Annotated in this window: 11 protein-coding genes and 2 tRNA genes; 10 read left to right on the forward strand and 3 right to left on the reverse strand. The window is 52.2% G+C overall.

Translation table 11 applies throughout. The features are described from left to right. Positions 1-32 precede the first annotated feature (32 nt). Positions 33-1499 carry a C4-dicarboxylate transporter DcuC gene (gene dcuC, locus HV302_RS02785; RefSeq protein ID WP_016157568.1) on the reverse strand — a complete coding sequence of 489 codons (1467 nt, stop codon included), beginning with the start codon at positions 1497-1499 and terminating at the stop codon, positions 33-35. Between the two features lie 10 nt (positions 1500-1509). Further along, entirely contained in the window at positions 1510-2643 is a 1134-nt protein-coding gene (gene iadA, locus HV302_RS02790; RefSeq protein WP_181626885.1) for a beta-aspartyl-peptidase, read from the reverse strand. Positions 2644-2791: 148 nt separating this feature from the next. Here iadA and HV302_RS02795 point away from each other — a divergent pair, with 148 nt between their 5' ends. The 3 genes from HV302_RS02795 (at position 2792) to HV302_RS02805 (ending at position 4281) form a co-directional block, all read left to right on the forward strand. After that, the gene (locus HV302_RS02795) at positions 2792-3685 is read left to right on the forward strand and encodes a LysR family transcriptional regulator (RefSeq protein WP_047358519.1); all 894 of its coding nucleotides are present in this window, start codon (positions 2792-2794) and stop codon (positions 3683-3685) included. 167 nt (positions 3686-3852) lie between these two features. Then, positions 3853-4185: a preprotein translocase subunit SecG gene (gene secG / locus HV302_RS02800; protein ID WP_003025000.1), complete on the forward strand. Its 333-nt coding sequence runs from the start codon at positions 3853-3855 to the stop codon at positions 4183-4185. A 9-nt stretch (positions 4186-4194) separates the two neighbouring features. Continuing rightward, positions 4195-4281 (forward strand) — tRNA-Leu (locus tag HV302_RS02805). A 204-nt stretch (positions 4282-4485) separates the two neighbouring features. Here the strand turns inward: HV302_RS02805 and argG are convergent. Then, positions 4486-5829: an argininosuccinate synthase gene (gene argG / locus HV302_RS02810; RefSeq protein ID WP_131380172.1), complete on the reverse strand. Its 1344-nt coding sequence runs from the start codon at positions 5827-5829 to the stop codon at positions 4486-4488. Between the two features lie 334 nt (positions 5830-6163). Here argG and HV302_RS02815 point away from each other — a divergent pair. From HV302_RS02815 to rpsO, 7 genes are all read left to right on the forward strand, one after another. Then, a tRNA-Met gene (locus HV302_RS02815) sits at positions 6164-6240 on the forward strand. 207 nt (positions 6241-6447) lie between these two features. After that, positions 6448-6900: a ribosome maturation factor RimP gene (gene rimP, locus HV302_RS02820; protein ID WP_003024996.1), complete on the forward strand. Its 453-nt coding sequence runs from the start codon at positions 6448-6450 to the stop codon at positions 6898-6900. 28 nt (positions 6901-6928) lie between these two features. Continuing rightward, entirely contained in the window at positions 6929-8416 is a 1488-nt protein-coding gene (gene nusA, locus HV302_RS02825; RefSeq protein WP_003024992.1) for a transcription termination factor NusA, read from the forward strand. 24 nt (positions 8417-8440) lie between these two features. Further along, positions 8441-11131 carry a translation initiation factor IF-2 gene (gene infB, locus HV302_RS02830; RefSeq protein ID WP_016154667.1) on the forward strand — a complete coding sequence of 897 codons (2691 nt, stop codon included), beginning with the start codon at positions 8441-8443 and terminating at the stop codon, positions 11129-11131. 220 nt (positions 11132-11351) lie between these two features. Beyond that, positions 11352-11756 carry a 30S ribosome-binding factor RbfA gene (gene rbfA, locus HV302_RS02835; protein ID WP_003024988.1) on the forward strand — a complete coding sequence of 135 codons (405 nt, stop codon included), beginning with the start codon at positions 11352-11354 and terminating at the stop codon, positions 11754-11756. Further along, positions 11756-12700 carry a tRNA pseudouridine(55) synthase TruB gene (gene truB, locus HV302_RS02840; RefSeq protein WP_047358518.1) on the forward strand — a complete coding sequence of 315 codons (945 nt, stop codon included), beginning with the start codon at positions 11756-11758 and terminating at the stop codon, positions 12698-12700. The genes rbfA and truB overlap by 1 nt, the downstream gene beginning before the upstream one ends. A gap of 272 nt (positions 12701-12972) precedes the next feature. Then, positions 12973-13242 carry a 30S ribosomal protein S15 gene (rpsO, locus tag HV302_RS02845; RefSeq protein ID WP_000059465.1) on the forward strand — a complete coding sequence of 90 codons (270 nt, stop codon included), beginning with the start codon at positions 12973-12975 and terminating at the stop codon, positions 13240-13242. Positions 13243-13459: the final 217 nt, after the last annotated feature.

The raw sequence follows: 13459 nt of genomic DNA on the forward strand, positions 1-13459 counted from the left end.
TGAAAACCGGAGTCTGGGACTCCGGTTTTTTTTTACTGTACGGGAAGCGACTGTTTATGTCGGCGCTGCCAGAAGTAACCACCGATCATTAATATTACAAGGACTGCCAGCCACGGCAGAACCGCCAGCAAATGCCCTGACCGGGCAAAGGTCAGCGCAATCATCAGTAACCAACCGCCCAGCATCGGAATCGCGGTGCGCTTAACAATGTCCACAGGTGAGACGCCTGCAATTCCCGCGATAGCAATGATGACGCCGGCAATGGGGGATAACGTACGACCAATACCCGCCGATATCTGGATAGGCAACATCATGACTGCGATGTCGCTACCGATATGACGGCTGATGTCCGGTACCATTGGGGCGAAGGAGAAAAACGCCGCATTTCCGGAGCCCATTAGCGCTGAAATTGCAAAGGTGATAAGGGTCATCAGCAGGATAATAGAGGCGGCGCTGAGGCCAAATTCACCGGAAAGCGACAGCAGCGCATCGACGGCGCCAATAGCTTTCAGTCCGGCTGAAAAGACTTCACCGGCGATAATCAGCGTGACGACGGTGGCAAAAACGCTGCCCATGCTGTCGAAGACTTTTTGTACGCCTGCCATCACCTCGCGCGCCTTACGATGACGGCAATACTCACAAACCAGGGTAATGGCGAGGCTTATCAGTACGGCGGTATCCAGCGTAATTTTGAGCGAACTGAATACTAAATCACTGCACACCAGCATCAACACCAGAGGTAGCATGGGCAGAAAAAGCCAGGCGATCGGTGCTTCAGTTTCATCGGTCGACGTTAATGTCTGCATCTGCTGAGCCACACCGTCACTGCTTTCCCGATGGTCGAAAAAGCGTTGCACAACAATATGTAACAGGGCGATGAACAGAATAACGGGGACGACGATCGGCAACTGATCCTGCACGAAATAGTTCACCACCTCGATGCCTGCGGTTTTGGCGGCGAGAACCGAGTTGCCGGAACCTGGACCAAATTCAACCGCACAGGTACTGGCGATAACGGCGGCAACGGCAGCGCGGCTACAGCCAAGACGGGTCAGCAGCGGGTAGAGCGTCGCCATCAACAGCAGACCCAGCCCGGTGGCGCTGCTGATAAACAGCGACAGGAATTGACCCAGCAACAGCGCCAGCCCCAACAGCAGATACGGTGAGTTCAGGCGTTGCAAAGGGCGAGATGTCACCCGAACCAGCACCTGGCTTGCGCCAATGGCCGACATATATGTAGCGAAACCACCAATCAGCATAATTTGCAGCCCAAGGCCGCCGAGGCGCACGCTCAGGGTATCGCGAATAAACTCGAAGGCATCAAAGGGGCCGAATCCGGTGCTTTTTTTCACCAGGTCACTGAGCGTGGTCATCCCGCTAAAATGCGCGATAAGCAGCAGCACAATCCCGGTCAACAGCAACACTGACTGGGGGTGATATTTTTTGAGGATCAGACGTCCGGCAAAAATGATGGCAATTAGCGCCAGTAATAATGACATTCTTGCCCCCTCACTCGAAGTTGCCAGTAACCAGGCACTCGCCATCCCGCAGCAACGGCTTACCCGCAGCGAACAGATGGGCCAGCGAGAGGTCATCATTGAGTACACAGATATCGGCACGTTCCCCGGCGCAGAGCACGCCGCCGGAAATACCCAACGAGCGCGCAACGTTTGCCGTCAACATCGCGATCGCTTGTGGCACCGGGATCCCTACATCAATCAAGCGAGGAAGAAGATTAAGGTTACCTGCGACCGGTGCCGCGCTTAAGCCTTCCACAATACCCTGGGCGTTAAAGCGCGGAACGCTGCCATTACCATCAGAGCTGATCGTGATGCGATCGGCTGGAACCTGGGCTTCCAGAGCGTGGAGGATTGCCTGCTCCTGAGGCATAAAGCGACTACCGCCAGACGTAACGTCGATATGGCCGCCACGATGAGCGAACGCAATCGCCTGTTCGAACAAGGGCGCTGTTCTCGCAACATGGGTCGGTGAAATGTGGTGAATCGGAATGCCTTCATCACACAGCTCAATAAGCTGTGACATCCCTTCCGGCAGATTCCCCAGATGTACATGCAGTAACCCTTTTTTGCCTGCCAGCAGGGAAGCCACGCGGATATCGCTTACTATTCTCAGCAATTCCTGGAAAGAGGGGTAAGAACCACGGTGATCGGCGAGGGCGATTTTGACGCCAAGTATCGCTGGAATAAAGGTCATGTCATCGCGGATGGATCGCGTAATGGTTGGGCTGGGTACCGCGTAGGCTCCCGTATGCATAAATGCGCGTAATCCCTCAAGGTTGAGAGACTGCATTTTGGCGTAGAGGTCTTTGGGCGAACGAGAAATGGCATCGGTACCTAACACGCCGACAACCGTGGTAATACCTGCCTGAATCAGATCGCGTAGCTTGACGGCTGGCGTTCGGCTGGCAAATCCAGCCTCGCCACCGCCACCGGTAAGATGGACATGTTGATCGATTATGCCTGGGATAACCCATTTGCCATGACAATCGATGACCTCGTCGACGCCATCAAACAGGGAAATATCTTTTTCTACCGCCACAATTCGGTCGGCATGAATGAGCAGGGAGCAGAGGCCTAAATCCTCGGGAGAAAAAACACGGGCATTGGTCAATAAAGTAAACATATCGGTCCTGTCAAACGTCGTGGGTGAGAGTCGGCAGGTGAAAAGGAATATTGTTGTTATGATGCCCACCATAAAGCCATTACTATAACTATGACTATTACCGATTTGGTATTGGAGGATGCGGTTATGGCATGGTGGAGAGTTCAACGTGGATTGTAAGTGGCTGGAAGATTTTCTGGCATTGAGTCAGCATGGAAACTACTCTCAGGCCGCGGCGCAGCGGCATATTACTCAACCCGCACTCAGTCGGCGTATAAAGGCGCTGGAAGAGGTGTTAGGGGTGCCGTTGTTTGACCGGACCACGACCCCCGTTACGCTGACACGCTATGGTGAACGCTTTGAACCCTATGCCCGGCACGTCCTCAGTACACTAACAGAGGCGCGCCACGAGCTATCGGCGATGACGCCAGCAACGGACAATACGCTGGTGATGGTTAGCCTGCATACCCTGTCGGTGAATATCCTGCCGGATATGATCAACTATCTGCGGCAGAGTGAACCGCAGTTAAATTTTACGGTTAATGCCAGTATTCAGGGGATAGACAACCACTTTAACGCCTTGATAGATCGGCAAATCGATCTGCTGGTGACCTACGATTTACCATCTTCGCAGCCGGGGCTGGAGATTGCCGGAGGGTTAAAACGTTCACTATGGCGGTATGAGCGATTTATACCGGTTATTTCTGCGCAGTTGGCTAATGCGCTTAACGATCCGCATGCGCCGATCCCATGGCTATGCTATAGCGACTACACCTTTGTCAGACGCATTATTGAGCCAGCTGAGCAACGTGTCCGCCCACGTCTGAAAAAGGTGTTTGAGAGTGGTTTAAGCGAAACGATACGAGAAATGGTGCTGCGGCATATGGGAATGGCATGGTTACCCGAATCGATGGTGGCGGAAGAGTTGGTGAACCAGCAAATTATTCACTGCTGGCCAGAAAACGCTGACCTGATTTGTGAAATCCCCGTTGTGGTATGGGCGAATCTTGACGATCAACGCGCCGTCATGCAGAGATGCTGGGAGAAGTTGCTGCGTTTTTGATTGATATGGCGATTTTTTCCGCAGTTGATACAATGCCAACAAATTGCCCTTGCGAAGGTTATTCGCTTTGGTTAGTATTCACACCCGCTTCAGTGGGAAACAGTAAACATTCCCGCTTTAATGGTCGAAGCATTGTACGCGGCAAATCCGCAAGGAACAGGTTGATTATGCACGAAGCTCTTTTAGTAGTTTTCCTTATTGTGGCAATTGGCCTGGTAGGCTTGATCATGCTGCAGCAAGGCAAAGGCGCTGATATGGGAGCCTCTTTTGGCGCAGGCGCTTCTGGTACTCTGTTTGGTTCAAGTGGTTCTGGTAACTTCATGACCCGCATGACAGCTGTATTGGGAACCTTGTTCTTCATCATCAGTCTGGTGCTGGGTAACATGAACAGCAATAAGACCAATAAAGGAAGTGAGTGGGAAAATCTGAGTGCACCGGCGAAAACCGAGCAAACTCAGCCAGCTGCTCCGGCTCAGCCGACCAGCGATATCCCACGCTAAGTATTCTGTACCGAGGTGGTGGAATTGGTAGACACGCTACCTTGAGGTGGTAGTGCCCTAACGGGCTTGTGGGTTCGAGTCCCATCCTCGGTACCAAATTCCAAAAAAAAGACGCTGCAAAGCGTCTTTTTTTTCGTCTGTCATTTGTGGTAGTTCTGTAGGTCGGATAAGACATTTAGGACGCCGTCCCACTATTACAATACCTGATGATGCCTAGCTTATCAGGCCTCAGGGTAACAGAACATCCCTATTTTCTGCGCATAAAAAAGGCCGCTTTCGCGGCCTGAAGATGATGAATATTTACTTCGCCTTGTTTTCCAGATTTTCAACCTGCGGCAGGCCGGTTGTGGAAGAGGCGGTCAGCAGACCAGACTGCGCATAACCGAACAGCTTCTCGCGGGTATCAGTGATATCCAGATTACGCATGGTCAACTGACCGATACGATCATCCGGAGAGAATACCGAGTCGCCTTTTTCCATCGTCAGACGTTCTGGTTTGTAAGTCAGATTGTCAGACACGGTGTTGAGGATGGAGTAATCATTACCGCGACGCAGTTCCAGCGTCACTTCACCCGTAATCTGGCTGGCAACCCAACGCTGCAGACCGTCACGCAGCATCAGCGCCTGAGAGTCAAACCAGCGGCCCTGATACAACAGACGACCAAGCTGGCGACCGTGCGCGTGATACTGCTCGATGGTGTCTTCGTTGTGAATCCCGGTCAGCAAACGCTCATAGGCGATGTGCAGCAATGCCATCCCCGGAGCTTCGTAGATGCCCCGGCTTTTCGCTTCAATGATACGGTTTTCAATCTGATCGCTCATACCCAGACCGTGACGACCGCCGATGCGGTTGGCTTCCAGCATCATCTCAACGTCGTCGCTGAAGGTTGTACCGTTCAGCGCAACCGGATGACCCTGCTCAAAACGCACGGTGACTTCTTCTGCCGGGATCTTCACGCTCTCATCCCAGAATTTCACGCCCATAATCGGGTTGACGATTTTGACGCTGGAGTTCAGAAACTCGAGGTCTTTTGCTTCGTGGGTCGCCCCGAGCATATTGGAGTCCGTTGAGTACGCTTTCTCAACGGACATCTTGTAGTCGAAACCACAGGCAATCATAAATTCGGACATCTCATGGCGACCGCCGAGTTCATCGATAAAATCGGTATCCAGCCATGGTTTGTAAATCTGCAGTTCGGCGTTGGTCAGCAGACCGTAACGATAGAAACGTTCAATATCGTTACCTTTATAGGTGCTACCGTCACCCCAGATATTTACGCCATCTTCTTTCATGGCCGCAACCAGCATGGTGCCGGTGACAGCACGGCCCAGCGGAGTGGTATTGAAATAGGTCAGTCCGCCGGTGGTGTTGTGGAATGCACCGCACTGAATCGCAGCAATCCCTTCGGCAACCAGCTGCTTACGGCAATCTACCAGGCGAGCATTCTCAGCACCATATTCCATTGCACGGCGAGGAATGGCGTCATAGTCATCCTCATCCGGCTGGCCCAAATTCGCAGTATATGCATATGGGACAGCCCCTTTTTGTCGCATCCACAGCAGTGCTGCACTGGTGTCCAGGCCGCCGGAAAAAGCGATACCAATACGTTGACCTACCGGGAGATGCTTGAGAATCGTCGTCATAAAATAAAACCCTGCTTGATAGACTGGTGAAGAGGTCGGCTTATTATACTAATTGCATTTTTATGCAAAATAAGTGAGTTTTCATTTAATCATCTTTTCTGGATGACAGGAAGAGTTTAGTGATAATTTCGTTAAATAACGGCGCGGGTGACACATTTATCTGGTCGAATATTCGCTGGGCAGCATTCATTGATTTGCATAGTCGTAACAAGGTTGACATACCGCATAGTGAATCAATATACTGTGCGCAGATTTTACGTCCCGTCCTCGGTACCAAATCCCAGCAGTATTTGCATTTTTTACCCAAAACGAGTAAAATTTGCCACGTTTCAGGCGCGGGGTGGAGCAGCCTGGTAGCTCGTCGGGCTCATAACCCGAAGGTCGTCGGTTCAAATCCGGCCCCCGCAACCACTTTCCCTTAGAGTTCTTTTTCAAATATACTGTGAAGACTTAGGCCTTCGTAGCTGGATTTGAAAAAAATTCTTTCGGAAGGTTTTCCGAACCGCAGGTGCGGTTATAGGGTTCAGTTATATAAAGCCCCGATTTATCGGGGTTTTTTGTTATCTGACTACAGAATAACTGGGCTTTAGGCCCTTTTTTTATGTCTTGGGGGTGGGCTTGTCCACATTAGAGCAAAAATTAACAGAGATGATTACAGCGCCAGTTGAAGCCCTGGGCTACGAGTTGGTCGGCATCGAATTTATTCGTGGTCGCACATCCACACTGCGCATCTATATTGATAGTGAAGATGGCATCAATGTTGATGATTGTGCTGATGTGAGCCATCAGGTAAGCGCCGTGATGGATGTCGAAGACCCAATCACCGTTGCCTACAACCTGGAAGTCTCCTCTCCGGGTCTCGACCGTCCTCTGTTCACAGCTGAACACTACGTGCGTTTCCTGGGTGAAGAAGTGACGCTGGTTCTTCGTATGGCGGTACAAAACCGTCGTAAATGGCAGGGCGTTATCAAAGCGGTGGATGGTGAGATGATCACGGTCACAGTCGAAGGTAAAGATGAAGTGTTCGCGCTGAGTAATATCCAGAAGGCGAACCTGGTTCCCCACTTTTAACAGTCTGGATTGAGGTGAAAAGCCCGCGATGAACAAAGAAATTTTGGCTGTTGTTGAAGCCGTATCCAACGAAAAAGCGCTGCCACGCGAGAAAATTTTTGAAGCGCTGGAAAGTGCGCTGGCTACAGCAACAAAGAAAAAATATGAGCAAGAGATCGACGTTCGCGTAGAAATCGATCGTAAAAGCGGTGATTTCGATACCTTCCGTCGTTGGGTAATCGTAGAAGAAGTTACTCAGCCGACCAAAGAAATTACGCTGGAAGCGGCACGCTTCGAAGACGAAAGCCTGAACGTGGGCGAATATGTTGAAGATCAGATTGAATCTGTCACCTTTGACCGTATCACCACCCAGACCGCGAAACAGGTTATCGTACAGAAAGTACGTGAAGCCGAACGCGCAATGGTTGTCGATCAGTTCCGCGAACACGAAGGCGAAATCGTCACCGGTGTGGTGAAGAAAGTTAACCGCGACAACATTTCTCTGGATCTGGGCAGCAATGCTGAAGCCGTGATCCTGCGTGAAGACATGCTGCCGCGTGAAAACTTCCGCCCAGGTGACCGTATTCGTGGCGTTCTTTACTCTGTACGCCCGGAAGCGCGCGGTGCGCAGCTGTTCGTAACCCGTTCCAAACCGGAAATGCTGATAGAGCTGTTCCGCATTGAAGTGCCGGAAATTGGCGAAGAAGTGATCGAAATTAAAGCGGCTGCTCGCGATCCGGGCTCACGTGCGAAAATCGCCGTTAAGACCAACGACAAGCGTATTGATCCGGTCGGCGCCTGTGTGGGTATGCGCGGTGCGCGCGTTCAGGCGGTTTCTACCGAACTGGGCGGCGAGCGTATCGATATCGTCCTGTGGGATGATAACCCGGCGCAGTTCGTGATTAACGCAATGGCGCCAGCAGACGTCGCTTCTATCGTGGTGGATGAAGACAAACACACCATGGATATCGCGGTTGAAGCCGGTAACCTGGCTCAGGCGATTGGACGTAATGGTCAGAACGTCCGCCTGGCTTCACAACTGAGCGGTTGGGAACTCAACGTGATGACCGTTGATGACCTGCAGGCGAAGCATCAGGCTGAAGCACATGCAGCCATTGATACCTTCACCAAATATCTCGATATCGATGAAGATTTCGCGACGGTTCTGGTAGAAGAAGGTTTTGCGACGCTGGAAGAACTGGCCTACGTGCCAATGAAAGAGCTGCTGGAAATTGACGGCCTGGATGAACAGACCGTTGAAGCGCTGCGCGAGCGTGCTAAAAACGCACTGACCACTCTGGCACTGGCCCAGGAAGAAAGTCTCGGTGATAACAAACCGGCTGACGATCTGCTGAATCTGGAAGGATTGGATCGTGAGATGGCCTTCAAACTGGCTGCCCGTGGTGTTTGTACGCTGGAAGATCTCGCTGAACAGGGCATTGATGATCTGGCTGATATCGAAGGGTTGACCGACGAAAAAGCCGGTGAGCTGATTATGGCTGCCCGTAATATTTGCTGGTTCGGCGACGAAGCGTAATAAACTGTAGCAGGAAGGAACAGTATGACAGATGTAACCGTAAAAACGCTGGCTGCAGAGATACAGACCTCCGTGGATCGCCTGGTACAGCAATTTGCTGATGCAGGTATCCCGAAGTCTGCTGACGACTCTGTGTCCGCACAAGAGAAACAAACCTTACTGGCGCATCTGAACCGTGAAAACGGCTCAGCGCCCGATAAGTTGACATTGCAGCGTAAAACGCGCAGTACTCTCAATATTCCAGGTACCGGTGGAAAAAGTAAATCGGTACAAATCGAAGTCCGCAAGACACGCACCTTTGTGAAACGCGATCCGCAAGAGGCTGAACGCCTTGCCGCGGAAGAGCAGGCGCAGCGTGAAGCGGAAGAGCAAGCCCGTCGTGAGGCAGAAGAAGCTGCCAAACGCGAGGCGCAACAAAAAGCCGAACGTGAGGCCGCAGAACAAGCTAAGCGTGAAGCCGCTGATAAAGCGAAACGTGAAGCTGCGGAAAAAGACAAAGTGAGCAATCAACAGACCGACGATATGACTAAAACCGCCCAGGCCGAAAAAGCCCGCCGTGAAAATGAAGCCGCAGAACTGAAGCGTAAAGCGGAAGAAGAAGCACGTCGCAAGCTTGAAGAAGAAGCGCGCCGCGTAGCGGAAGAAGCTCGCCGTATGGCGGAAGAAAACGAGAAGAATGGTGTGAATAACGCTGAACCTGTTGAAGATACCAGCGATTATCACGTCACCACCTCTCAGCATGCTCGCCAGGCAGAAGACGAGAACGATCGTGAAGTAGAAGGCGGTCGTGGTCGTACTCGCAGCACGAAAGCAGCGCGTCCGGCGAAGAAAGGTAACAAACACGCTGAATCTAAAGCTGACCGTGAAGAAGCGCGTGCAGCGGTTCGCGGCGGTAAAGGCGGTAAGCAGCGTAAAGGTTCCGCTCTGCAGCAGGGCTTCCAGAAGCCGGCTCAGGCCGTTAACCGTGACGTTGTGATCGGCGAAACCATCACCGTTGGCGATCTGGCGAACAAGATGGCAGTCAAAGGTTCCCAGGTCATCAAAGCGATGATGAAGCTGGGCGCAATGGCGACCATTAACCAGGTCATCGACCAGGAAACCGCACAGCTGGTTGCCGAAGAGATGGGCCACAAAGTTATCCTGCGTCGTGAAAACGAGCTGGAAGAAGCAGTAATGAGCGACCGTGACACCGGCGCTGCGGCAGAACCGCGCGCACCGGTAGTGACCATCATGGGTCACGTTGACCACGGTAAAACCTCTCTGCTGGACTACATTCGCTCCACGAAAGTTGCCTCTGGCGAAGCGGGCGGCATTACTCAGCACATTGGTGCGTACCATGTTGAAACTGACAACGGTATGATCACCTTCCTGGATACCCCGGGTCACGCCGCGTTTACCTCCATGCGTGCTCGTGGTGCTCAGGCAACGGATATCGTTGTTCTGGTTGTTGCAGCAGATGACGGCGTGATGCCACAGACTATCGAAGCTATCCAGCACGCGAAAGCGGCAGGTGTGCCGGTAGTGGTTGCAGTCAACAAAATCGATAAACCAGAAGCGGATCCAGATCGCGTTAAAAACGAACTGTCCCAGTACGGCATCATGCCGGAAGATTGGGGCGGCGAGAGCCAGTTCGTCCACGTTTCTGCGAAAGCGGGTACCGGTATCGACGAACTGCTGGATGCTATCCTGCTGCAGGCCGAAGTACTGGAACTGAAAGCTGTGCGTAAAGGTATGGCGAGCGGTGCGGTTATCGAATCCTTCCTGGATAAAGGTCGTGGTCCGGTTGCTACCGTGCTGGTACGTGAAGGTACGCTGAACAAAGGCGACATCGTACTGTGTGGTTTCGAATACGGCCGCGTTCGTGCGATGCGTAACGAACTGGGTCAGGAAGTACTGGAAGCGGGTCCGTCTATTCCGGTGGAAATCCTGGGTCTGTCCGGTGTTCCGGCTGCGGGTGACGAAGTTACCGTTGTTCGTGACGAGAAGAAAGCCCGTGAAGTTGCGCTGTACCGTCAGGGCAAATTCCGTGAAGTTAAACTGGCTCGTCAGCAGAAATCTAAACTGGAGAACATGTTCGCCAACATGACCGAAGGCGAAGTTCACGAAGTGAACATCGTTCTGAAGGCCGATGTTCAGGGTTCTGTAGAAGCGATTTCCGACTCTTTACTGAAACTGTCTACCGACGAAGTAAAAGTGAAGATTATCGGTTCTGGCGTAGGTGGTATCACCGAAACCGACGCGACCCTGGCTGCGGCATCCAACGCGATTCTGGTTGGCTTCAACGTCCGTGCTGATGCCTCTGCACGTAAAGTTATCGAATCAGAAAGCCTGGATCTGCGTTACTACTCCGTCATCTATCATCTGATCGACGAAGTGAAAGCAGCGATGAGCGGCATGCTGTCTCCGGAACTGAAACAGCAGATCATTGGTCTGGCTGAAGTTCGTGATGTGTTCAAATCACCGAAATTCGGCGCTATCGCAGGCTGTATGGTTACCGAAGGCACGATTAAACGTCACAACCCAATCCGCGTACTGCGCGACAACGTGGTTATCTATGAAGGCGAGCTGGAATCCCTGCGCCGCTTCAAGGATGACGTCAACGAAGTCCGTAATGGCATGGAATGTGGTATCGGCGTTAAGAACTACAACGACGTTCGCGTTGGCGATATGATCGAAGTGTTCGAGATTATCGAGATCAAACGTACCATCGCATAATCTTCGTCGTCTTTTGGGCCGCAACTGCGTTGGCTGCGCTCGCTCACCCCGGTCACATAGTTATCTATGCTCCCGGGGATTTACGAGTTTGCCGCCTTGCTGCAACCCAAAATCCTTAGAAGATGATTAAGTGTAGGCTGGGGAAGCGAAGCGCCACCCGGCAAGAAATTTAAAAAGGGGCTTATGGCCCCTTTTTTGTCTTTATTCTGGAGAATTTATTATGGCGAAAGAATTTGGTCGCCCACAGCGTGTCGCGCAGGAGATGCAGAAAGAAATCGCACTCATCCTGCAACGCGAAATCAAAGACCCGCGTGTTGGTATGATGACCACCGTATCGGGTGTTGAGATGTCCCGAGACCTGGCATACGCTAAAGTGTTCGTGACTTTCCTCAACGATCAGGACGAAGCTGCCGTGAAAAACGGCATTAAGGCACTGCAGGAAGCCTCTGGTTTTATCCGCTCTTTGCTGGGTAAAGCAATGCGTCTGCGTATCGTGCCTGAGCTGACCTTCTTCTACGACAATTCGTTAGTTGAAGGGATGCGCATGTCCAATCTGGTGACCAGCGTGGTGAAACATGACGATGAGCGTCGTGTGAACCCAGCGGACGACAGCAAGGAGGACTGATGAGTCGTCCTCGTCGTCGTGGTCGCGACATTCACGGTGTTCTGCTGCTGGATAAGCCGCAGGGCATGTCCAGCAATGACGTACTGCAAAAAGTAAAGCGCATCTACAATGCCAACCGCGCGGGACATACCGGCGCGCTGGATCCGCTGGCAACAGGCATGCTGCCTATCTGCCTCGGTGAAGCGACTAAGTTTTCCCAGTATTTGCTGGATTCTGACAAACGCTATCGTGTGGTTGCCCGTCTGGGCCAGCGTACCGACACCTCCGATGCCGATGGGCAAATCGTGCAGGAGCGTCCGGTAACCTTCAGCGCAGAGCAGCTTGCGAGCGCGCTGGAGACTTTCCGCGGCGATATCGAGCAGATTCCGTCAATGTATTCGGCGCTGAAGTACCAGGGTAAAAAGCTGTACGAATATGCGCGTCAGGGCATTGAAGTGCCGCGTGAAGCGCGCCCGATTACCGTCTATGAGCTGCTGTTTATTCGCCACGAAGGTAACGAGCTGGAGCTGGAAGTTCACTGCTCCAAAGGCACTTATATTCGCACCATCGTTGACGATCTCGGTGAGAAGCTCGGCTGCGGCGCGCACGTAACGTATCTGCGTCGTCTGACGGTCAGCAAGTATCCGGTGGATCGTATGGTTACGCTGGAACATCTGCATGAGCTGGTTGAACAGGCCGAACAGCAGAACATTCCGGCGGCGCAGCTGCTTGATCCTTTGCTGATGCCAATGGACAGTCCTGCATCGGACTACCCTGTTGTTAATTTGCCTTTAACATCCTCGGTTTACTTTAAAAATGGTAACCCGGTACGGACATCAGGTGCGCCGCTTGAAGGGCTGGTGCGCGTGACGGAAGGCGATGATGGCAAGTTTATCGGCATGGGGGAGATGGACGATGAAGGTCGTGTCGCCCCTCGTCGCCTGGTGGTTGAGTATCCTGCATAGCGCTCTCTGTCTTGCGATAAAAGGGCGCTGCGAGTAGAATACTGCCGCTTAACGTCGCGTAAATTGTTTAACAATCTGCGTGGCGTGTACACAAAATCATTCGAGCTGCATCAAGGCGGCAGGTCTGAGGATCCTCAGGAGCTTACTCAGGTAAGTGACCGAGGTGAGCGGACACAGCCAGCGCAGGGTCAGTTTGAAGAAGGCGTGTATACACTGGGATAGCTGAATTAGAGATCGGCATCCTTTCATTCTTAACACTTTGGAGTTTTAAAATGTCTCTAAGTACTGAAGCTACCGCTAAAATCGTTTCTGAGTTTGGTCGTGATGCAAACGACACCGGTTCTACCGATGTTCAGGTTGCTCTGTTGACTGCACAGATTAACCACCTGCAGGGCCACTTTGCAGAGCACAAAAAAGATCACCACAGCCGTCGTGGTCTGCTGCGCATGGTTTCTCAGCGTCGTAAACTGCTCGACTACCTGAAACGTAAAGATGTTGCACGTTACACCGCGCTGATCGAGCGTCTGGGTCTGCGTCGCTAATTCTTTCGAGTTTCAGAAAGAGGGGGCCTTCATGGCCCCTTTTTTCCAGCAGATGGCAGCAATTCGCTGGAAACTAATGTATTGTTGCTATGAATGATCTTCCGTTGCAGAGGTTCGCGCGGCTAATGAGAGGCTTTACTCATGCTTATGGGTTAGGGTTGTCATTAGTCGCGAGGATGCGCAGAAGATCGGGTATTAACGATGGCGCAAAAATGTG

This window comes from Citrobacter sp. RHBSTW-00859, assembly GCF_013729795.1.
GTDB classification, from domain to species: domain Bacteria; phylum Pseudomonadota; class Gammaproteobacteria; order Enterobacterales; family Enterobacteriaceae; genus Citrobacter; species Citrobacter braakii.